We start from the raw sequence: 20,932 nt of genomic DNA on the forward strand, positions 1-20,932 counted from the left end.
CATCACTCGCAGAGAAACAATAAAAAGATTGTGCATGGAGATAATTAAAATCGGTCGAATTTGAATGATTTACCGATTCGTGAATATCTTGTTACGATTTTTTCCCTGATTTACCGATGTCCGGCAGCAATGCGCGGGATTGTTGCCGACAGGGGGCGGAGCAGCCCGAAAATGCCCATGAAAAGGCATGGTTGATACGCTGCAGAGCCCCGCCAGGCGGGCCTTTGCAGCGACGGGCATAAAGATCACGCAAAAAAATTCAAGCGTAAATACATTACTCATCCGTGGCAGGTTGTTTCAGTGCGTAACATTAAGTCATTGTCATATTGAGATAAACCCTAGGGATGGTATGCTTCGTGCACAAAAATTCCCACATTGGAGTGAGACCGTGATTTGTGCGTCATTGCCGGGAATGTCGGCACCGTGAAAGTGCGGTGCCGTACCGGCATGCACAACTCCGGATAAACATAATGTGCAACCTGGCCGCCCCGCGATGCGATGTGTCGCGACGGCGCCGCCAATCGCAGCCCCGGCCTGGCTGCGTGGAGAGATCTACTATGTTCTTCGATGAGCTTACCGATGAAGAGTGGTTTCGTCTTTCAACGCTGATCGCCGATGAACCCATCCGGCTGAACCGCCGTGGGCGTCCACGAGCCGAACCGCGCGTCGTTGCCAACGCGGTGCTCTGGATCCTGACGACCGGTGAAGCCTGGTCGAAGCTGCCCGGCCGCTATCCGTCCGGGCCGACGTGCCGTCGCCGCTACGAGGAGTGGCTCGCGTCCGGCACGCTGCTGAAGATGATCGACGTGCTGACCCAGTTCAGCGGGCGCACGTTCGCGTATATCCCGCCGCCACCGGTGCCGGTCGTGCCCGCGCGCCGTGCCGAACCCGTGCCCGACAACGATCGCTTGCGCGGCGTGTTCTGGCAGAACCCCGAGTCGTGGCAATTGCCGGTCGCTCAGGCAAACGTTTGGGAGGGCGAGGGCGCGTCGATGAGCGCGCGGCCGGTCGACGAAGTCGTCGATCCGTCGGCCGTGTCGTTCGCGGTGCCCGGTGCGCCGTCGGCGGCGCTGCGCCATGCGCATGCGTCGTCGGCGAGCTTCGCCTCGGTCGAACCGCAAGTCGACCGATATCGCGGCTATACGATCTGCGGCATCGCGCAGCCCGTGCAGAACCTGATGTATCGCGCGTGGGCCGAGATTACGCAGGACGACCGGCGCGTCGAACGCTCGGGCCTCATCGGCCCGCGCTTCACCGATGCCGAGGAAGCCGAGCAGTTCGCGCTCGACTGGGCGCGCCAGTGGATCGATCGCCATGGCGCGAGCGACGAACCGGCGCGCGAGCCGCAAGGCGAGGTGCTGGCCGGCCTGTCCGCGCTTGCGCGTGCCGAGTCGGACATCCAGCGCTTCATCGCCGAGCGCCATGCGGGCGCGCTGTCCGAAAGCCGCAACGATCCGGTGCAGCCGGAGCGCCGCGAGTACGGGTACCGCGTCGGCTGATCGCCGACCCGCTGAAACGCGCGGGCCGTCGTGTGCCACGACGCCTGCGCGGAAGTTCCGTCTTTCCATGCCTGCGTTGCCCGGGGCGCCGCTGTCGAAGCGGCGCCCTTTGTTGCATGACGCGTTACTGCCGGCCGTAGGTATCGTCGAAGCGGACGATGTCGTCCTCACCGAGATACGCGCCCGACTGCACTTCGATCAGCTCGAGCGGCATCTTGCCCGGGTTCTCCAGGCGGTGCGATACGCCGAGCGGAATGTACGTCGATTCGTTTTCGGACAGCAGGAACGTTTCGTCGCCGCGCGTGATGCGCGCGGTGCCGCGCACGACGATCCAGTGCTCGGCGCGGTGGTGGTGCATCTGCAGCGACAGTTGCGCGCCCGGCTTCACGACGATGCGTTTCACCTGGAAGCGCTCGCCGGTGTCGACCGAGTCGTAGTGGCCCCACGGACGATGCACCTTGCGGTGATCGGTCGCTTCCGCGCCGCGTTGCGCCTTGATGCGCCCGACGATTTTCTTCACGTCCTGCACGCGCGACATGTCCGCGACGAGCACGGCGTCCGGCGTTTCGACGACGACGAGGTTCTGCGTGCCGACGCAGGCAACGAGCCGGCTTTCCGAATGCGCGAACGTCGATTCCGCGCCTTCGAACAGCACGTGGCCGCGGCCGACGTTCTCGGCTTCGTCCTTCGGCGAGATCTGCCAGATCGCGTCCCACGAGCCGACGTCCGACCAGCCCGCGTCGAGCGGCACGACGACGCTTTCGCACAGTTGCGGCAGGTTCGCGAGCGGCTCCATCACCGCGTAGTCGATCGAATTCGACGGCGACGCGGCAAACGCTTCGCGATCGATGCGGAAGAAATCGCCGTCGGCCTTGCCCAGGGCGACGGCCTGTTCACAGGCCGCGTAGATTGCCGGTTCGAGCTGGCGGATCGCCTTCAGCCAGACCGAGGCGCGAACGATGAAGATGCCGCTGTTCCACCAGTATTCGCCCGATGCGACGTACTGCTGAGCGAGTTCGAGATGGGGTTTCTCGACGAAACGGTCGAGGCGGCGCACGTCGAGTTTGCCCGTGGCGGCGTCGCCGAGCGGCACGCCGACGCGGATGTAGCCGTAGCCGGTTTCCGCGTGCTTCGGCACGATGCCCATCGTCGCGATCTTGCCTTGCATCGCGCAGTGCACGCCGGCCGCGACGGCCGCATGGAAGCGCGGCAGGTCGGCGACCGCGTGGTCGGCCGGCATCACGGTCATCACCGCATCGTTGCCGCCGGCGACCAGCCGAAACGCGGCGAGCGTCAGCGCGGGCGCGGTGTCGCGACCGATCGGCTCGAGCATGATCGACGCGGATTTACCGGTCAGGCGCAGCTGTTCGGCGGTGGTGAAGCGGTGATCCTCACCGCATACGATCAGCACGTCGTCGTTCAGCGGATGGTCGGCCGTCAGGCCGTCGAGGCGCAGCGCGGTGGATTGCAGCAGCGAATATTCGCCGAGCAGGCCGATCAGCTGTTTCGGAAAACGTTCGCGCGACATCGGCCACAGGCGCGTGCCGGACCCGCCGGCGAGAATCACCGGTTGCACGGCGACGCGCGTGCCGGCGGCGGGCGCGGTGGAAGAAGAATGGCGCGTTTCGGCAGCCACGGCCGGAGCATTCATGAGGACACTCTCCACGGTTGAAGTCAATGCCTGTCGTTGTAGCATGAAGTAAATCGACAATAAAACCGGGTCCATTGCCGGATATTCGCCACGCATTCATCGGGAAGAATTTTCCGCGCGGGCATCCGATGCAAATAAAAAAATAAAAAATAAATCGATGAATCGGCTGGTCTTGACCGCCCGCAAAGGGTGAGCGGAAATCGTAAAGTTTCCGAAATATTCCCGGTTTCCGGGCGTTTCGGGAAAACGTGCCGAATTAATTCAAAAACTTAGTGGCAATAATTTCCGATTATTTTTCGAAATACTTGTACGCTTGAGGCGAAAATTTCTTACCGCTTCAATATCGTCATGCAACGTTTGAATCGAATGTGCGGCACGGGTCGCACAAGGAGCTGTTCGGCAAACGCCTGTTCAAAGAGGAAGCAGACATGTTGAGCGTGCTGGCGAGAGTCATCGATATTGCGATGGTCGTGACGGGGGCGCTGATCGCCGCCGCGCTGCACGGTGGCAGCATCTGGCTCAACGACCTGCAGCGCACGATGATGCTGTTCGATTGCCTGCTCGTCGTCGTGTGCTTTCCCGCCTTCGGCATTTACCAGTCGTGGCGCGGCAAGCGTCTCGTCGGGCTGGTGGGGCGGGTCGCGTTCGCGTGGCTGGTGGTCGAGCTCGCGGGCATCCTGTTGAGCTTCAGCTTTCATCAGTCGGGCGACCTGTCGCGGCTGTGGCTGGGTTACTGGGCGCTCGTGACGATGGCGCTGCTCGCCGGCTCGAAGGCCTGCGTGCACGTCGTGCTGCGGCAACTGCGCCGCGGCGGCTACAACCTGAAGGCGGTCGCGATCGTCGGCGGGACGCCGGCGGCGCGGCGGCTGATCGCCCAGATGCGGGCGCGGCCGGAAGCCGGTTTCAACCCGGTGTGCGTGTACGACGAAAGCGAAGCGCCGGGCGAAGTCGCGCTCGACGACGTGCGCATCGAGCGGCAGTTCGAATCGCTGGTGTGGCTGGTGCGCAGCCGCGCGATCAGCGAGCTGTGGCTCACGCTGCCGATCACGGAAGAGCGCCGGATTCACCAGATCGTGACGGTGTTCCGCCACGACTTCGTGAATATCCGCTTCATCCCGGACGTGCGCACGCTGTCGTTCTTCAACCAGGAAGTGGTCGAGGTGCTCGGCGTGCCGGCGATCAACCTCGCGGCGTCGCCGATCACCGACGTGCGGATCCTGCCGAAGTTCGTGTTCGACCGGGCGTTCGCGCTGGTGGCGCTCACGGGCCTCGCACCGGTGATGCTGGTGATCGCGTGCCTGATCAAACTGACGTCGCGCGGGCCCGTGTTCTTCCGCCAGAAGCGCAAGGGCATCGACGGGCACGAGTTCGAGATCTACAAGTTCCGCTCGATGAAGGTGCACGAGGAAGTGGCGGGGCAGGTCACGCAGGCGAAGAAGAACGATTCGCGCGTGACGCCGGTCGGCCGGTTCCTGCGCCGCACGAGCCTCGACGAGCTGCCGCAGTTCATCAACGTGCTGAAGGGCGAGATGTCGGTCGTCGGCCCGCGCCCGCATGCGCTCGCGCACGACGACATCTACAAGGATCTGGTCAAGGGCTACATGTTCCGCTACCGGATCAAGCCGGGCATCACCGGGTGGGCGCAGATCAACGGCTTTCGCGGCGAGACCGACCAGATCGAGAAGATGATGGGCCGCGTGAAGCTCGATCTGTATTACATGCAGAACTGGTCGTTCTGGCTCGACATCAAGATCGTCGTGCTGACGCTCTGGAAAGGCTTCACCGGCAGCAACGCGTACTGAGCACCGAGATCGCGCCACGCAGGCATTCCGGTTTTACGAATTTCGAATCATTGGTCAAGAGGTCCGACACATCATGAATCTGACTATCATCGGCAGCGGTTACGTAGGGCTCGTCACCGGCGCATGTCTGGCCGACATCGGGCACGACGTGTTCTGTCTCGACGTCGACCAGGCAAAGATCGACATCCTGAACAACGGCGGCGTGCCGATCCACGAGCCGGGCCTCAAGGAAGTGATCGCGCGCAACCGCTCGGCGGGCCGCCTGCGCTTCTCGACCGATATCGAGGCCGCGGTCGCGCACGGCGACGTGCAGTTCATCGCGGTCGGCACGCCGCCCGACGAGGACGGGTCGGCCGACCTGCAATACGTGCTCGCAGCCGCACGCAACATCGGCCGCTACATGACGGGCTTCAAGGTGATCGTCGACAAGTCGACGGTGCCGGTCGGCACGGCCGAGCGCGTGCGCGCGGCGGTGGCGGAAGAACTCGCGAAGCGCGGCGGCGACCAGATGTTCTCGGTCGTGTCGAATCCGGAATTCCTGAAGGAAGGCGCGGCGGTCGACGATTTCACGCGGCCGGACCGCATCGTGATCGGCTGCGACGACGACGTGCCGGGCGAGCGCGCCCGCGAGCTGATGAAGAAGCTCTACGCGCCGTTCAACCGCAACCACGAACGCACGCTGTACATGGACGTGCGCTCGGCCGAGTTCACGAAATACGCGGCGAACGCGATGCTCGCGACCCGCATCTCGTTCATGAACGAGCTGGCGAACCTCGCCGACCGCTTCGGCGCGGACATCGAGGCCGTGCGTCGCGGGATCGGCTCCGATCCGCGCATCGGCTATCACTTCCTGTACGCCGGCTGCGGCTACGGCGGCTCGTGCTTCCCGAAGGACGTCGAGGCGTTGATCCGCACGGCCGACGAGCACGGGCAGGCACTGCAGATCCTGAAGGCGGTGTCGTCGGTCAATGCCACGCAAAAGCGCGTGCTCGCCGAGAAGATCGTCGCGCGCTTCGGCGAGGACCTGACCGGCCGCACGTTCGCCATCTGGGGCCTCGCGTTCAAGCCGAACACCGACGACATGCGCGAAGCGCCGAGCCGCGAGCTGATCGCCGAGCTGTTGTCGCGCGGGGCGCGCATCGCCGCGTACGACCCGGTTGCGCAGGAGGAAGCGCGCCGCGTGATCGCGCTCGATCTCGCCGATCACCCGAGCTGGCTCGAGCGCCTGAGCTTCGTCGACGACGAGGCGCAGGCCGCGCGCGATGCCGACGCGCTCGTGATCGTCACCGAATGGAAGATCTTCAAGAGCCCTGATTTCGTCGCGCTCGGCCGCCTGTGGAAATCGCCGGTGATCTTCGACGGCCGCAACCTGTACGAGCCGGAGACGATGAGCGAGCAGGGCATCGAATACCACCCGATCGGCCGGCCGGGCTCGCGCCAGGCTGTCGCCGCCCGTGTGCCGGGCACCGCGCCCGCGAGCGCGTAACCCGTTTCCCGTCACTCGTTACGAGACGCCATGTTCCGGAACATCCTGATCGTCTGCCACGCGAACGTCTGCCGCAGCCCGGCAGCGGAAATGCTGTTCAAGTCGCACGCCGCGTCGCGCGGCGGCCCGCGCCCGACGTTCCACTCGGCGGGCGTGCATGCGAACGACGGCGACGGCATCGATCCGGTGATGCGTCAGCTGCTCGCCGAGCGGGGCGTCGATGCGACGACCCACCGCTCGCGGCGGCTGTCGCGCCGGATCGTGCGCGACGCCGACCTGATTCTCGTCAGCGAGCGCGAACAGATCAAGGCCGTCGAATCGGTCGATCCGTTCGCGCGCGGCAAGGTCCACCTGCTCGGCAAGTGGGAAGGGGCCGAGATTGCCGATCCGCACGGCGGCCCCGAGGCCGATTACCGCGAGAGCTACTCACTGATCGAACGTCTGGTTCAAGGATGGCTACAGAAACTATGCTGAAACGCCCGATGCGCCCGGTGGCGCTTGCCGTCGCGCTGACGACTTTCCTGTCAGCCTGTGCAACCGCGCCCGGCAACTACCTCGACTCGTCGAACCTGAAGGACGAAGGCCGGCAGCAAGCGGCCGAAACCTATCCGGTTCATTACATCGACGCCAAAGTGGTGATGGACCAGCTGCAGAAAGCACAGGTGGACCATCCGCTGCCGCCCGGACGTTATACCGATCCGTCGGAATACGTGTACCGCGTCGGCCCGCAGGACATCCTCGGCGTCACCGTGTGGGACCACCCCGAGCTGACGACGCCGCAGGGCCAGTCGTTCTCGAGTGGCGGCAACACGACGCAGTCGGTCGCGGGTGCGTTGCAGCAGCCGTATACGACCGCGCTGCCGGGCCAGGCCGATCCGTACGGCCAGACGGTGGCCTCGGACGGCACGATCTTCTTCCCGTTCGTCGGCCGCATCAAGGTGGCCGGCAAGACGGTCGCGCAGATCCGCGAGCAGATGGCCACCACGCTGTCGCGCTACGTGAAGAATCCGCAGCTCGACGTGCGCGTGCTGTCGTTCCGCAGCCAGAAGGTGCAGGTGACGGGCGAGGTGAAGCAGCCGGGCCCGCTCGCGGTGAGCGACGTGCCGCTGACGCTCGTCGACGCGATCTCGCGCTCGGGCGGCTCGACCAACGAGGCCGACCTGCAGCGCGTGCGCCTGACGCGCGACGGCAAGCTCTACACGCTCGACGCGAACGGCGTGCTCGATCGCGGCGAGGTGAAGCAGAACGTGATGCTGCAGCCGGGCGACATCGTCAACGTGCCGGACCGCAGCGACAGCCGCGTATTCATCATGGGCGAGGTCAAGACGCCGGTCACGGTGCCGATGCTCAAGGGCAAGTTGACCATCGCCGACGCGCTGACCGCGGGCGGCGGCATCCTCGACACCGACGCGAACCCGCGCAAGATCTACGTGATGCGCGGGATGCGCGACAACCCGACGAAGCCTGAAGTGTTCCGCCTCGACATGACGCAGCCGGATGCGCTGATGCTGTCGAGCCGCTTCCCGCTTCAACCGCTCGACGTCGTCTACGTCAGCACGGCCAGCTCGGTGCAGTTCAACCGTGTGCTGCAGCAGGTGCTGCCGACGATCCAGACGATCTTCTACATGCGGCAAATCACGCGCTGATAGCCCGCCGGGGCGGCGCCTCCGCCCCGGCACCACTCAAGCGGGAACGAATGGTGAACACGCAAGCGAAACACTCCTACGCGGATCTGTCCATGAAAACCGAGGAAGAGGACGTCGTCCTCGGCCAGCTGCTCCAGGTGATCATGGACGACATCTGGCTGCTGCTCGGCATCGCGGTCACGGTCGTCGCGCTCGCCGGCCTCTACTGCTACATCGCGAAGCCGGTCTACCAGGCCGACGTGCACGTGCGGGTCGAGGGCAACGACAACACGTCGCAGGCGCTCACGCAGACGCAGACGGGCGCGATGATCAACAGCGGCCCGCAGCAGGCGCCGACCGACGCGGAAATCGAGATCATCAAGAGCCGCGGCGTGGTCGCGCCGGTGGTCGAGCAGTTCAAGCTGAATTTCTCGGTCGTGCCGAAGACGCTGCCGGTGATCGGCAGCCTCGCGGCGCGCGTCGCGACGCCGGGTGAACCGGGGCGGCCGTGGCTCGGCCTGAAGTCGTACGCGTGGGGCGGCGAAATCGCCGACGTCGATTCGATCAACGTCGTGCCCGCGCTCGAAGGCAAGAAGCTGACGCTGACTGCCGGCCCGAACGGCACCTATTCGATCGTCGACCAGAACGGCATGCGGCTGCTGTCGGGCCATGTCGGCGAATCGGCGCAGGGCGGCGGCGTGACGCTGCTCGTGTCGAAGCTCGTCGCGCGCCCCGGCACGCAGTTCACGGTGGTCCGCTACAACGATCTCGACGCGATCAGCGGCTTCCAGACCGGCATCCAGGTGACCGAGCAGGGCAAGCAGACGGGCGTCGTGCAGATCTCGCTCGAAGGCAAGGACCCGGACCAGACCGCCGCGATCGCGAACGCACTTGCTCACTCGTACCTGAACCAGCACGTGGTCGCGAAGCAGGCCGAAGCGACCAAGATGCTCGACTTCCTGAAGGGCGAGGAGCCGCGCCTGAAGGCCGACCTCGAACGCGCGGAAGCCGCGCTGACGCAGTACCAGCGCACGTCGGGCTCGATCAACGCGAGCGACGAGGCGAAGGTCTACCTCGAGGGCAGCGTGCAGTACGAGCAGCAGATCGCCGCGCAGCGCCTGCAGCTCGCGTCGCTCGCGCAGCGCTTCACCGATTCGCACCCGATGGTGATCGCCGCGAAGCAGCAGCTCGCGGAGCTGCAGGGCGAGAAGGACAAGTTCAGCAACCGCTTCCGCAGCCTGCCGGCCACCGAAGTGAAGGCCGTCCAGCTGCAGCGCGACGCGAAGGTTGCCGAGGACATCTACGTGCTGCTGCTGAACCGCGTGCAGGAGCTGTCGGTGCAGAAGGCCGGCACGGGCGGCAACATTCACCTCGTCGACTCGGCGCTGCGTCCGGGCGATCCGGTCAAGCCGAAGAAGGTGCTGATCCTGTCGGCTGCCGTGTTCCTCGGGCTGATCCTCGGCACGGGCGTCGTGTTCCTGCGCCGCAACATGTTCCAGGGCATCGAGGATCCCGACCGCATCGAGCGCGCGTTCAACCTGCCGCTGTACGGGCTGGTGCCGCAAAGCGCCGAGCAGGTGAAGCTCGACGCGCAGGCCGAGAAGAGCGGCAGCCGTACCCGGCCGATCCTCGCGAGCCTGCGTCCGAAGGATCTCAGCGTCGAGAGCCTGCGCAGCCTGCGCACCGCGATGCAGTTCGCGATGATGGATGCGAAGAACCGCGTGATCGTGCTGACGGGCCCGACGCCCGGCATCGGCAAGAGCTTCCTGACGGTCAACCTCGCGGTGCTGCTCGCCCATTCGGGCAAGCGCGTGCTGCTGATCGACGCCGACATGCGCCGCGGCCTGCTCGACCGCTACTTCGGCCTCACGTCGCAGCCAGGCCTGTCCGAGCTGCTGAGCGACCAGTCGGCGCTCGAGGACGCCGTGCGCGAGACGCCGGTGCAGGGCCTGTCGTTCATCTCGGCCGGCACGCGCCCGCCGAACCCGTCGGAGCTGCTGATGTCGACGCGCCTGCCGCAATACCTCGAAGGGCTCGGCAAGCGCTACGACGTCGTGCTGATCGACTCGCCGCCGGTACTGGCGGTGACCGACGCGACCATCATCGGCCGCATGGCCGGCTCGACGTTCCTCGTGCTGCGCTCGGGCATGCATACCGAAGGCGAGATCGCCGACGCGATCAAGCGCCTGCGCACCGCGGGCGTCGATCTGGAAGGCGGGATCTTCAACGGCGTGCCGCCGAAGGCGCGCGGCTACGGCCGCGGCTATGCGGCCGTGCATGAATACCTGAGCGCCTGATCCGCATCGCACGTAACCGGGCGGGCAGCGCGTGTTGCCCGCCCGGCCGACAGGAGAATCAACGATGAAAATTTCCGTGCTCGTTCCGACCTATCGGCGTCCCGCCGACCTCGCGCGCTGCCTGCTGGCGCTGCAGCGGCAGCATCGGCTGCCCGACGAGGTGATCGTCGTCGCGCGCCCGGAGGATGACGCCACGCACGAACGGCTCGCCGATCCGGCGGTCGGCGGCGCGCTGCCGCTGCGCATCGTGCCGGTCGAGGTGCCGGGCCAGGTCGCCGCGCTGAACAAGGGGCTCGACTCGGCGAACGGCGACATCGTCGCGATCACCGACGACGACGCGGCGCCGCATCCCGACTGGCTCGCGCGCGTCGAGTCGGTGTTCGAGGCCGATCCGCGCGTGGGCGCGGTCGGCGGGCGCGACTGGGTGCACGAGAAGGGCCGCGTGCTCGACGAATCGCGCGAACGCGTCGGCCAGCTCACGCTGTCCGGCAAGATCGTCGGCAACCATCATCTCGGCGTCGGCGGCCTGCGCGAAGTCGACATGCTGAAAGGCGCGAACATGAGCTACCGCCGCGCCGCGATCGAGCGGCTGCGCTTCGACACGCGGCTGCGCGGCGCCGGCGCGCAGGTGCACAACGACATGGGTTTCAGCATGCGCGTGCAGCGCGACGGCTGGAAGCTCGTCTACGACCCGGCGATCGCGGTCGATCATTTCCCGGCCGAGCGCTTCGACGACGACCGGCGCGATGCCGCGTCGCTGAATGCGATCAGCAACGGCGCGTACAACATGCACCTGATCCTGCGCGAGCATCTGCCGCCGGTCCGGCGCGAGATCGCGTGGTGGTGGTGGACGCTGGTCGGCACGCGCGTCTACCCGGGCCTCGCGCACGTGCTGCTGTCGCTGCATACGGCGCAGCGCGAGCGGATCCGCGAGCACTGGCGCGCGGTGCGCCGCGGGGCGCGCGATGCCCGCCGCGCGAATCTTGCCCCCCATCGTGCGGCGATGCCGCCGGTGACGTCTTGAACGGCCTGCGCGCCTCGCGCGCGGCCACCCACGGAGGGCTCGCATGACTGCAACGAAAGCTGCAACGAACGTCCACGTTCACCTGTTTTACGGCGCCGATCCGCGTACCTACCGGAAAGGCGAGAACATCGGCTGCCTGTACGGCTATCACCATGCCGAATCCGACGAATTCCGGCTGACCTATTCGCAGGACGGCGGCGAGAACCGCGTCGCCAGCCTCGCACGCCGCGCGCTGAAGGCGGCGCTCGGCTTCGACGTCGTGCATGCGTGGCGCAATCGCGCCGCGCTGCTGAACACCGACGTGATCTGGACGCACACGGAGCAGGAGCACCTTGCGGCCGCGCTGATCCTGAAGCTCGCCGGCGCGCAGGGCAAGCGCCCGCTGCTGCTCGCGCAGAGCGTGTGGCTGTTCGACAAGTGGGGCAGCTTCGGCGGCCCGCGCCGCTGGCTGTATCGCAAGCTGATCGCGCGCGCCGACGCGCTGACCACGCTGGCCCGCGACAACGCCGACCTGTGCCGCCGCTATCTCGGGCGCGACGCCGAGTTCGTCTACTACGGGCTGAACACGCAGGACTTCCCGATCACCGAGCCGCGGCAATGGCAACCGAACCGGCCGCTGCGGATCGCGGCGATCGGCAACGATCGCGACCGCGACTGGCGTACGTTCCTCGCCGCGTTCGGCGGCGACGAGCGCTACGACGTGCGGCTCGCGACGCGCCGCCGCGTGCCGCGCGAGTGGCATGCGCCGAACGTGAAGATCGGCTCGGCGTCGGGGCTCGCGAAACAGCACGAGCTGTACGCGTGGGCCGACGTGATCGTCGTGCCGCTGCGGCCGAACTTCCATGCGTCGGGCATCACCGTGATGCTCGAGGCGGCCGCCGTCGGCAAGCCGATGATCGTGTCCGACGTCGGTGGGCTCAGCGACTACTTCCCGCACGATACGGCCGCCTATGTGCCGGCGTTCGACGCGCAGGCGATGCGCCAGGCCGCCGATCGCTTCGTGGCCGATCCGGTCGCGGCGCTCGCCTGCGCGCAGGCCGCCGCCGCATGCCTGCGCGACCGCGACCTGACCACGCAGGCGTTCGCCGAGCAGCACGTGCGGATCACGCGCGACATGCTGCGCCGGCGCCGCACGCCGGCCGCCGCGGGCGTGGCGATGCCGCTCGCGGATTCGCGCCCGTCGTCGCGGTGAGAGCGGATCGATGAGTACGATTGCCGCCGAATGCGCACCGTCGCGCAAACGCAACTGGCTTCCGGAACCGAAGCACTGGGTCGGGCAGGCCGGGCTGTGGACGTTCACGGCCGCGCTGATCGCCATTCACCAGGGCAAGGTGCTGACGCTCGCGTTTCCGGTGCTGGCCATCGCGGTCGGCCTCTGGCTGTATTTCAAGAGTCCGGCGCGCTACGTCGGCTTCATGTGGTGGGTGTGGTTCCTGAGCCCGGAAGTGCGGCGTCTCGCCGACTGGTCGAAGGGCGCGTTCACGCCGACGAGCCTGATCCAGGTCGCGCCGCTCGCGGTGACGATGATCGCCGGCCTCGGGCTGATCCGGCATTACCGCGTGCTCGCGCAGCGGCGCGGGATTCCGATCCTGCTGATGCTGTTCGGGCTCGCGTATGCATACCTCGTCGGGATCGTGTCGAGCGGCGTGATGGCCGCGACCTACGACCTCGCGAACTGGGTGTACCCGGTGCTGATCGGCTTTCACATCATGGTCAACGCACGCGACTACCCCGAGTACCGCGACGTGCTGCTGTCCACCTTCATGTGGGGCATGCTCGTGATGGGCCTGTACGGCGTCGTGCAGTATTTCGTGATGCCGCAGTGGGACGTGCTGTGGATGATCGGCTCCGACATGGGCTCGCAGGGCGAGCCGGTGCCGTACGGCGTGCGCGTGTTCAGCACGATGAACTCGTCGGGGCCGTTCGCGTTCGCGATCATGGGCGCGCTGGTGTTCGTGTTCGCCGCGCCGCAGAAGATCCGCTGGTTCGCCGGGGCGGCCGGCTTCGTGTCGTTCGCGCTGTGTCTCGTGCGCTCGACGTGGGGCGGCTGGGTCATCGCGCTCGCGATCCAGCTCGCGCAGTCGAACAACCGCGTGCGGATGCGGATCCTGATCAGCGGCGTCGTGCTGGTCGGCCTGTGCGTGCCGCTGCTGACCGTCGGGCCGGTGGCCGACCGTCTCGGCGCGCGTCTGCAGTCGATCACGAACCTGAAGGACGACCGCAGCTACGACGACCGCAACAAGTTCTACGCCACCTTCGCGCAGACGGCGTTCACCGACGTCGCCGGCGAAGGGATGGGCGCGACGGGTGCGTCCACGAAGCTGTCGAGCGACAGCGGCGAGCTCGGCAAGTACGGCAGCTTCGACAGCGGCGTGATGAACGTGCCGTTCGTGCTCGGCTGGCCCGGCACGCTGCTGTACCTCTCGGGCGTCGTGATGCTGTTCGGCCGCACGCTGCGCGCGGCGTTCAAGCTGCGCAAGGACAAGTTCGTCGGCGCGTGCCTGAGCCTGTGCCTGTCGACCTTCGCGATGCTCGTGTTCACGAACTCGCTGATCGGCACGGGCGGCCTGCTGATGTTCACAGCCATTTTTTCGATTCTTTCCGCGGCGCACTGGCAAAAGGCACAACGCCTGCTGGCCGCCGCGCGTTTACGGGGAGGCGACCATTGAGAATCGCGATCGTCACGCACGTCGTGCGACATAACGACGGCCAGGGCCGCGTCAATTACGAAATCGCGCGCGCGGCGCTGGCCGAGAACTACGAGGTCACGCTGGTCGCGTCGCACGTCGCGCCCGAGCTGCTGGCCGACCCGCGCGTGCGCTGGGTGCCCGTGAAGGTCGGCGGCTTCTGGCCGTCGAACCTCGTCAAGCAGCAGGTGTTCGCGCTGAAGAGCGCGGCCTGGCTGCGCGCGCACCGCAGCGAGTACGACGTGCTGCACGTGAACGGCTTCATTTCGTGGATCAAGGCCGACGTGAATACCGCGCACTTCGTGCACGGCGGCTGGTTCAAGAGTCCGTACTATCCGTTCGGGCCGACGAAGGGGCTGTGGTCGGCCTACCAGTACGTCTATACGCGCGTGAACACCACGCTCGAGCGCTGGGCGTACCGGCGTTCGCGCGCGATCACGGCCGTGTCGCAGAAGGTGGCCGACGAGATCGCCGGGCTCGGCATCGACAGCCGCAAGATCAGCGTGATCTACAACGGTGTCGACGCCGGCGCGTTCGCGGGTGCGCAGGCCGACCGCGCGGCGTTCAAGCTGCCGGGCGATGCGTTCCTGCTGCTGTTCGTCGGCGACCTGCGCACGCCGCGCAAGAACCTCGGCACCGTGCTGAAGGCGCTGACGAAGCTGCCGGCGAACGTGCACCTGGCGGTGGCCGGCTATCTGCCCGGCAGCCCGTATCCGGAGGAGGCGCGCGCGCTCGGCATCGATTCGCGCGTGCATTTCCTCGGCCTGGTTAAAAACATGCCGACGCTGATGCGCTCGGTCGACGCGTACGTGTTCCCGTCGCGCTACGAAGCGATGAGCCTGTCGCTGCTCGAGGCGATGGCGGCCGGGCTGCCGGTCGTCACCGCGCGCACGGCGGGCGGCGCGGAAATCATCACGCGCGAATGCGGGATCGTGCTGGAGGATCCGGACGATCCGGCGGCGCTCGCGCAGGCGATCGGTTCGCTCGCGGCGTCGCGCGACACCTGTCGCGCGATGGGTGAAGCGGCCCGCGAACTGATGACCCGTTTCGGCTGGGCGCACATGGGCGCCCAGTATGTCGCGCTTTACCGGCGCATCGGCCAACCCACGCAGCCGTCCGCATTCGAGCGGGCCGAGCATGCAGTCACGCAGGAGCAAACGTGATGTCCCAATCTTCCCGGCCGATCAAATCGTTGCAGATCGGCATGCACTGGTTCCCCGAGCGCGCGGGCGGCCTCGACCGGATGTACTACTCGCTCGTCGGCGCGCTGCCGGGCGCGGGCGTCGAGGTGCGCGGGCTCGTCGCCGGCTCGCCGAAAGTCGCCGACGATACGGATGGTGCGATCCAGGGCTTCGGCCCCGCAACGGAATCGCTGGCGCGCCGGATGCTCGCCGCGCGGCGCGCGCTGCGCGAGGAGATCCGCAGCGAGCGGCCGGACGTGATCTCGTCGCACTTCGCGCTGTACACGTTCCCGGGCCTCGACGTCACGCGCGGGATTCCGCAGGTGTCGCATTTCCAGGGGCCGTGGGCCGACGAAAGCCAGGTCGAGGGCGCCGCGTCGCTCGGCCAGCGCGCGAAGCGCTATCTCGAACAGGCCGTCTATACGCGCTCGTCGCGGTTGATCGTGCTGTCGCAGGCGTTCGGTCAGATCCTGACGAACCGCTACGGGATCGATCCGTCGCGCGTGCGCGTGATTCCCGGCTGCGTCGATACCGCGCAGTTCGACACGCCGCTCACGCCGGCCGAGGCGCGGCACAAGCTGCAACTGCCGCAGGACCGGCCGATCGTGCTGGCCGTGCGCCGGCTCGTGCGACGCATGGGGCTGGAGGACCTGATCGACGCGATCGGCCTCCTCAAGCACCGTCACCCGGACGTGCTGCTGCTGATCGCCGGCAAGGGCAAGATCGGCGAGGAACTGCAGCAGCGCATCGATGCGGCCGGGCTGCAGGACAACGTGAAGCTGCTCGGCTTCGTGCCCGACAACCATCTGGCGGCGCTGTACCGCGCGGCGACGGTCAGCGTCGTGCCGACGGTCGCGCTCGAAGGCTTCGGGCTGATCACCGTCGAATCGCTCGCGTCCGGCACGCCCGTGCTGGTCACGCCGGTGGGCGGGCTGCCGGAGGCGGTGGCCGGGCTGTCCGACGATCTCGTGCTGCCGTCCACGGGCGCGGATGCGATCGCGGAAGGGCTCGGCGCCGCGTTGTCGGGCGCGATCACGCTGCCCGACGAGGCAGCGTGCAAGCGCTATGCACGTGACCATTTCGACAACGCGGTGATCGCGCGGCGCGTGGCCGGCGTGTACGAAGAGGCGATCCAGGCGGCAGGTTGAGTGCCCCGCGGCACGCTACCTGCGTGCCGAACCGAACGCCGCACCGGCGCGCGTTCGCGGCCGGTTCGCAAGCCGGCCGCCCGCGAAGGGCTGGCCGGCCTTTCCCATCCGATACGCGGTGCCGGCACGCGTCACGCGCGCCCGAGCGTCGCGCCCCAGACGCCGAGCGCCGCCACGCTCACGACCGCGCCGAGCACGCAGACACCCGTCCATCCGGCGCGTGCATACATCATCGTCGACGCAATCGCGCCGAGCCCGCTGCCGGCGGAATAGAACAGCATGTAGCAGCCGACGAGGCGCGCATGCGCATCGGGCCGCGTGCCGAGAATCATGCTCTGGTTGACGACGTGGACGGCCTGTCCGCCGACGTCGAGCAGCACGATGCCGACGATCAGCCATGCAATCGACGTATCGACGAATGCGAGCGGCAGCCACGAGCACGCGAGCAGCGCGAGCGCTGCGCCGGTCGTCGCTTCGCCGCGTCCGCGATCCGCGAGCCGGCCCGCGCGGGCGGCCGCCGCCGCGCCCAGTGCGCCGACGAGGCCGAACGCGCCGATCTGCGTATGCGACATCGCGTGCGGCGGCGCGCTCAGCGGCAGCACCAGTGCGCTCCAGAAGATGCTGAAGGCCGCGAACATCAGCAGCGCGATCGCGCCGCGCACGCGCAGCACGCGTTCATCGCGCAGCAGCGACACCATCGATCGCAGCAGCGCCGCGTAGCCGATGCGCTCGCGCGGGCCGTTCTCGTCCGGCAATAGCCGCGACAGCACGACGAGCATCGCGATCGCGAGCGCGCCCGACACCAGATAGACGGCCCGCCAGCCCGCGATGTCGGTGACGACGCCCGCCAGCGAGCGCGCGGCCAGCAACCCGACCACGACGCCGCCCTGCGCGGCGCCCACCACGCGCCCGCGTTCGCCGGCGCCCGCGAGCGCGGCCGAGCACGCGATCAGCCCTTGCGTTATCGCGGTGCCGAGCAGCCCGACCGCAACCATCCCTGCCAGCAGCGCGACGCGCGTCGACGAGGCGGCGACACCGAGGCAGGCCGCCGTCAGCAGCAGTAGCTGCACGGTGATCAGGCGCTTGCGGTTCAGCAGGTCGCCGAGCGGCACGACGAACAGCAGCGCGAGCGCACAGCCGAGCTGCGTTGCGGTGATGACGCCGCCGACGGCCGCCTGCGATACGCCGAAATCCCGCGCGATCGAATCGAGCAGCGGCTGCGCGTAGTAGACGTTCGCGACACTGGCTGCGCAGCAGACGGCCAGCAACGTGACGCGCGCCGCGGACAGGCGGCCGCCGTCGGCCGGATGCGCCGCATGTGTCGGCACGTTCGATGCAACGGTGCCGGATTGACAGGAAGACTCCATGGGTTCCCTCGTGCAAGGTAGTTGCAAATTGAAACTGGTGTGGAGTGTAGGAAAAGTAGTTTTAAAATGCAACCTGTTGTGCGGCGGGCGAGAGGTCCGCGCATGGATGGCCGGCGTTGCCGCGAAGGCGGCCGGCGAGATTGCGGAGAGGAACATGGCCAGGCAGAAAAGTCTTGCGGATTCGCCGTGCCCGGTGGCGCGGGCGACCGATATCGTCGGCGATCGCTGGGCGTTGCTGATCGTGCGCGATGCGTTCGACGGCGTGCGCCGGTTCGGCGATTTCCGCGCGAGCCTCGGTGTCGCGAGCAACATCCTGTCCGACCGGCTGAAGATGCTGGTGGACGCCGGCGTGTTCGACGTCGTGCCGGCATCCGACGGCACCGCGTATCAGGAATACGCACTCACCAAAAAGGGCGAAGGGCTGTTTCCGGTGATCGTGATGTTGCGGCAGTGGGGCGAGGCGAACCTCTTCGCGCGCGGCGAGCCGCATTCGGTGCTGGTCGACCGCGGCACGGGGCGCGCGGTCCGCAAGCTCGCGCTGCGGCATGACGATGGGCGGCTTTTGAAGGCGGCCGAGACGGTCGTGAGGAAGGTCGGCGACGAAGCCGGCAAGGCGCGCCATTGAGCGTCATGCGCGATGGCTGCACCGTCGGCTAGACTGTCGCGATCGTCGTTGACCGGAGCCGCATCGCCATGACCCATCCGTTGGATTCTGCCGGTTATCGGCGGCTGCTCGACCTGCAGCGCCGTATCCACGACTATTGTGAGCGCGAGGGTGCCGAGGACGGGCGCGATCATTCCGATCCGGCCGAGCCGTTGTGGCCGACCGATTTCAACCACGTCACCGTCGCGCCGATGCGGGCCGGGCTGCATGTCAGGTACTTCGGCGGCGCGTGGGACGAACCGTTCGACTGGACGCTGCAATGCCTTGCAGAGCGGGACGTCGCGGATCTCGTCACCGACCTCGCGTTCAGCGGTCTGGACGAAGGCGCCAACGGCTCGCGCGAATGGGATTTCGGTCCGCTGCTCGATTCGGATGCGCGTTTCCCGATGCTGCGCTCGCTGTATGTGCGGCCGACCGAGCCGGCCGATCACAACCAGTCGATGATCGTGCGCCGCGGTCTGATCATGCAGGAGGGCGGCGAGATTGCCCGCTTTGCCGCGAAGGCGCCGTTTCTCGCCGAGCTGACGGTGCCGAATGCGCCCGACGCGCATTTCTTCGACTTACCGCTTGCGCATCTCGAGCGACTGTGCATCGGCGGCGGAGATGACACGCAGCAGTTCATCGAGCATCTGACCGGCAGCGACAACCTGTCGTCGCTCGGCTGGCTCGATTTCTCTGAATCGACCGCGTTGCATTCGACGTGGAAGCGCGAGCGCGACGCCGGCAGCGTGACGTCGTTCGACGCTTACGAGCGCTTGCTGAAGAGCCCCGCTGGCCAGCGGCTCCACACGCTGACGCTGAGAAATACCTGTCTCGATCGCGAAGCGCTCGAAGCATTGCAGGCACTGCATCCACGACTGTCGTTCATGGTGATCCAGGCCGGCAGCGGCGGCTACGTGAGGCATTTCAAGGGCAACGTGTTTCCGTGGCGTCACCTGGTCCAGCGCGACCCCGGCGACGCATGACCGCATCTGTTCAATCGGCCGCCGTCACGACCTGACGCGCGGACGACGCGCCACGATGCGCATCGGGCCGCACCCGCGTCGCGAGCAGCGCGGCGGTGATGAGCAGCGTGACCGACACGGCCGTTTCGATCCGCAACCCGTCCACGACCTGCTCCGCGCCGCCGCCGCCGGCGAGCGCGCCGAACGCAGCCACGCCCATCGCGCCGCCGGCCTGCCGCGCGGTATTCAGCACGGCCGACGCGATGCCGGCCCGCCCGGGTGCGGCCGATGCGAGCACGGCCGTCGTCATCGCGGGCACCGCGAACCCCATGCCCGACGGAATCAGCAGGAACGGCACGAGCAGCACGCCGAGCGGCGTCGATGCGTCGATGAAATGCAGCGACCCGTAGCCGAGCGCGGCGACGAGCGCGCCGGCCGCCATCGGCACGCGCGGGCCGTGGCGGGCGACGGCGTGTCCGCTCGCGAGATTCGACAGCAGGAAGCCGCCCGTGAGCGGCAGGAACGCGAGCCCGGCCTGCAACGCCGACTCGCCGCGTGCGCGTTGCAGGTACAGCGCGAGCACGAACACGGTGCCGTAGTACGTGAGGTTCACGCAGATCCCGAACAGCACGGCCGCGCTGAACGTAGGGCGGCGGAACAGCGCCAGCGGCAGCATCGGCGTGGCCGTGCGCGATTCGACCGCGACGAACGCGAGCGCGGCCAGCGCCGCCAGCACGAAGCCGCCGGCCACGACTGGATGCGTGAAGCCGAGCGGCCGCCATTCGATCACGGCGCCGGTCAGCGCGGTCAGCATCGCGATTGCGATGAACTGGCCGCGCAGATCGAGCGAACCGGGTGAGCGGGCCGGCGCGGCCTGCTCGCGGCGCGCAGGCACCCATGCGAGCGTCGCGGCGAGTCCGGCCGCACACAGCGGCAGGTTCACGAGGAAGATCCCGCGCCAGCCCCGCGCGGCGATCAGCAGCCCGCCGACGACCGGGCCGGCCGCGATCGAGATCGACCCGGCCGCCGTCCACCCGCTGACCGCGCGGGCGCGCAGGCGCGGGTCGTGCCGGCACGCGTCGTTGAGCAGCGCGAGCGAATTGGGCAGCATCGCCGCGGCGCCGATGCCCTGCAGCGCGCGCGCCGCGATCAGCATCGCGGGCGCGCTCGCGGCGCCGCACGCGAGCGACGCCAGCGCGAACAGCACGAGGCCGCCGATGTACAGGCGCCGCGCGCCGAAGCGGTCGCCGAGCGCGCCGCCCGACAGCATCAGCACCGCGAACGCGAGCGTGTACGCATCGACGACCCATTGCAGGCCGGCGACCGGCAAGTGCAGGTCGCCGGCAAGATGCGCGAGCGCGATGTTGACGATCGTCACGTCGAGCTGCGTAACGACGAAGCCGATGCTGACGGTGGCGACGACGCGGGCGAGCGCGGGCGGGAAAGCGAGGGGCGGTGGGGTCGTATCCATGCGTCCATCGTAGGCGCGACGGACATGCAATGTTTCAGCGGAACGTGAAGCGCCGATACGTGCCGGTGCGCGGCGATTAACATGGC

General features: G+C 67.5%; 16 protein-coding genes. 13 read left to right on the top strand and 3 right to left on the bottom strand.

What is annotated here, in order from left to right; all coding sequences use genetic code 11:
* Positions 1-557: 557 nt before the first annotated feature.
* Complete coding sequence (locus tag CFB50_RS22525; protein ID WP_089447314.1) at positions 558-1,499, top strand: transposase; 942 nt, start codon at positions 558-560, stop codon at positions 1,497-1,499.
* A gap of 124 nt (positions 1,500-1,623) precedes the next feature.
* On the opposite strand, the gene CFB50_RS22530 is transcribed toward CFB50_RS22525, so the two are convergent.
* Positions 1,624-3,150, bottom strand: a complete 1,527-nt coding sequence (locus CFB50_RS22530) for a mannose-1-phosphate guanylyltransferase/mannose-6-phosphate isomerase (RefSeq protein ID WP_089447315.1) — start codon at positions 3,148-3,150, stop codon at positions 1,624-1,626.
* 428 nt (positions 3,151-3,578) lie between these two features.
* On the opposite strand from CFB50_RS22530, the gene CFB50_RS22535 reads away from it, so the two are divergent.
* From CFB50_RS22535 to CFB50_RS22580, 10 genes are all read left to right on the top strand, one after another.
* On the top strand, positions 3,579-4,952 hold the full coding sequence (locus CFB50_RS22535; RefSeq protein ID WP_069252876.1) for an undecaprenyl-phosphate glucose phosphotransferase: 1,374 nt from the start codon (positions 3,579-3,581) through the stop codon (positions 4,950-4,952).
* Between the two features lie 73 nt (positions 4,953-5,025).
* Positions 5,026-6,438: a UDP-glucose dehydrogenase family protein gene (locus tag CFB50_RS22540; protein WP_069251043.1), complete on the top strand. Its 1,413-nt coding sequence runs from the start codon at positions 5,026-5,028 to the stop codon at positions 6,436-6,438.
* A gap of 30 nt (positions 6,439-6,468) precedes the next feature.
* Complete coding sequence (locus CFB50_RS22545) at positions 6,469-6,912, top strand: low molecular weight protein-tyrosine-phosphatase (RefSeq protein ID WP_011355867.1); 444 nt, start codon at positions 6,469-6,471, stop codon at positions 6,910-6,912.
* Entirely contained in the window at positions 6,906-8,084 is a 1,179-nt protein-coding gene (locus tag CFB50_RS22550) for a polysaccharide biosynthesis/export family protein (protein ID WP_069251045.1), read from the top strand. Before CFB50_RS22545 ends, CFB50_RS22550 begins: the two co-directional genes overlap by 7 nt.
* A 50-nt stretch (positions 8,085-8,134) precedes the next feature.
* Complete coding sequence (locus CFB50_RS22555) at positions 8,135-10,360, top strand: polysaccharide biosynthesis tyrosine autokinase (protein WP_089447316.1); 2,226 nt, start codon at positions 8,135-8,137, stop codon at positions 10,358-10,360.
* Positions 10,361-10,424: 64 nt separating this feature from the next.
* Entirely contained in the window at positions 10,425-11,384 is a 960-nt protein-coding gene (locus CFB50_RS22560; protein ID WP_069251047.1) for a glycosyltransferase family 2 protein, read from the top strand.
* 43 nt (positions 11,385-11,427) lie between these two features.
* Positions 11,428-12,576, top strand: a complete 1,149-nt coding sequence (locus CFB50_RS22565) for a glycosyltransferase family 4 protein (RefSeq protein ID WP_089447317.1) — start codon at positions 11,428-11,430, stop codon at positions 12,574-12,576.
* 10 nt (positions 12,577-12,586) lie between these two features.
* Entirely contained in the window at positions 12,587-14,053 is a 1,467-nt protein-coding gene (locus CFB50_RS22570) for a glucose-6-phosphate isomerase (RefSeq protein WP_089447318.1), read from the top strand.
* Positions 14,050-15,234, top strand: coding sequence for a glycosyltransferase family 4 protein (locus CFB50_RS22575; RefSeq protein ID WP_089447319.1), 1,185 nt, complete (start codon positions 14,050-14,052; stop codon positions 15,232-15,234). Before CFB50_RS22570 ends, CFB50_RS22575 begins: the two co-directional genes overlap by 4 nt.
* The gene (locus CFB50_RS22580) at positions 15,234-16,400 is read left to right on the top strand and encodes a glycosyltransferase family 4 protein (RefSeq protein ID WP_069252877.1); all 1,167 of its coding nucleotides are present in this window, start codon (positions 15,234-15,236) and stop codon (positions 16,398-16,400) included. The genes CFB50_RS22575 and CFB50_RS22580 overlap by 1 nt, the downstream gene beginning before the upstream one ends.
* 131 nt (positions 16,401-16,531) lie before the next feature.
* Here the strand turns inward: CFB50_RS22580 and CFB50_RS22585 are convergent, their stop codons facing one another.
* Complete coding sequence (locus CFB50_RS22585) at positions 16,532-17,767, bottom strand: MFS transporter (RefSeq protein WP_089447320.1); 1,236 nt, start codon at positions 17,765-17,767, stop codon at positions 16,532-16,534.
* A 154-nt stretch (positions 17,768-17,921) separates the two neighbouring features.
* On the opposite strand from CFB50_RS22585, the gene CFB50_RS22590 reads away from it, so the two are divergent.
* On the top strand, positions 17,922-18,392 hold the full coding sequence (locus CFB50_RS22590; RefSeq protein WP_179254214.1) for a winged helix-turn-helix transcriptional regulator: 471 nt from the start codon (positions 17,922-17,924) through the stop codon (positions 18,390-18,392).
* 68 nt (positions 18,393-18,460) lie between these two features.
* Positions 18,461-19,396 (top strand): hypothetical protein, encoded by a 936-nt coding sequence (locus CFB50_RS22595; RefSeq protein WP_089447322.1) that lies wholly within the window; start codon positions 18,461-18,463, stop codon positions 19,394-19,396.
* Positions 19,397-19,406: 10 nt separating this feature from the next.
* Here the strand turns inward: CFB50_RS22595 and CFB50_RS22600 are convergent, their stop codons facing one another.
* A complete protein-coding gene (locus CFB50_RS22600) occupies positions 19,407-20,846 on the bottom strand; it encodes an MFS transporter (RefSeq protein ID WP_089447323.1) in 1,440 nt (479 codons plus the stop codon).
* Positions 20,847-20,932 lie beyond the last annotated feature (86 nt).

Origin of the sequence: Burkholderia sp. AU33423 (genome assembly GCF_002223135.1) — a bacterium.
Taxonomy (GTDB): domain Bacteria; phylum Pseudomonadota; class Gammaproteobacteria; order Burkholderiales; family Burkholderiaceae; genus Burkholderia; species Burkholderia lata_D.

Coding starts and splice junctions, on each gene's coding strand:
- CFB50_RS22540 (WP_069251043.1), top strand. CDS start 5,026: ATGAATCTGACTATCATCGGCAGCGGTTACGTAGGGCTCGTCACCGGC.
- CFB50_RS22535 (WP_069252876.1), top strand. CDS start 3,579: ATGTTGAGCGTGCTGGCGAGAGTCATCGATATTGCGATGGTCGTGACG.
- CFB50_RS22600 (WP_089447323.1), bottom strand. CDS start 20,846: ATGGATACGACCCCACCGCCCCTCGCTTTCCCGCCCGCGCTCGCCCGC.
- CFB50_RS22570 (WP_089447318.1), top strand. CDS start 12,587: ATGAGTACGATTGCCGCCGAATGCGCACCGTCGCGCAAACGCAACTGG.
- CFB50_RS22560 (WP_069251047.1), top strand. CDS start 10,425: ATGAAAATTTCCGTGCTCGTTCCGACCTATCGGCGTCCCGCCGACCTC.
- CFB50_RS22565 (WP_089447317.1), top strand. CDS start 11,428: ATGACTGCAACGAAAGCTGCAACGAACGTCCACGTTCACCTGTTTTAC.
- CFB50_RS22530 (WP_089447315.1), bottom strand. CDS start 3,150: ATGAATGCTCCGGCCGTGGCTGCCGAAACGCGCCATTCTTCTTCCACC.
- CFB50_RS22590 (WP_179254214.1), top strand. CDS start 17,922: ATGGCCAGGCAGAAAAGTCTTGCGGATTCGCCGTGCCCGGTGGCGCGG.
- CFB50_RS22550 (WP_069251045.1), top strand. CDS start 6,906: ATGCTGAAACGCCCGATGCGCCCGGTGGCGCTTGCCGTCGCGCTGACG.
- CFB50_RS22555 (WP_089447316.1), top strand. CDS start 8,135: ATGGTGAACACGCAAGCGAAACACTCCTACGCGGATCTGTCCATGAAA.
- CFB50_RS22585 (WP_089447320.1), bottom strand. CDS start 17,767: ATGGAGTCTTCCTGTCAATCCGGCACCGTTGCATCGAACGTGCCGACA.
- CFB50_RS22580 (WP_069252877.1), top strand. CDS start 15,234: ATGTCCCAATCTTCCCGGCCGATCAAATCGTTGCAGATCGGCATGCAC.
- CFB50_RS22545 (WP_011355867.1), top strand. CDS start 6,469: ATGTTCCGGAACATCCTGATCGTCTGCCACGCGAACGTCTGCCGCAGC.
- CFB50_RS22525 (WP_089447314.1), top strand. CDS start 558: ATGTTCTTCGATGAGCTTACCGATGAAGAGTGGTTTCGTCTTTCAACG.
- CFB50_RS22595 (WP_089447322.1), top strand. CDS start 18,461: ATGACCCATCCGTTGGATTCTGCCGGTTATCGGCGGCTGCTCGACCTG.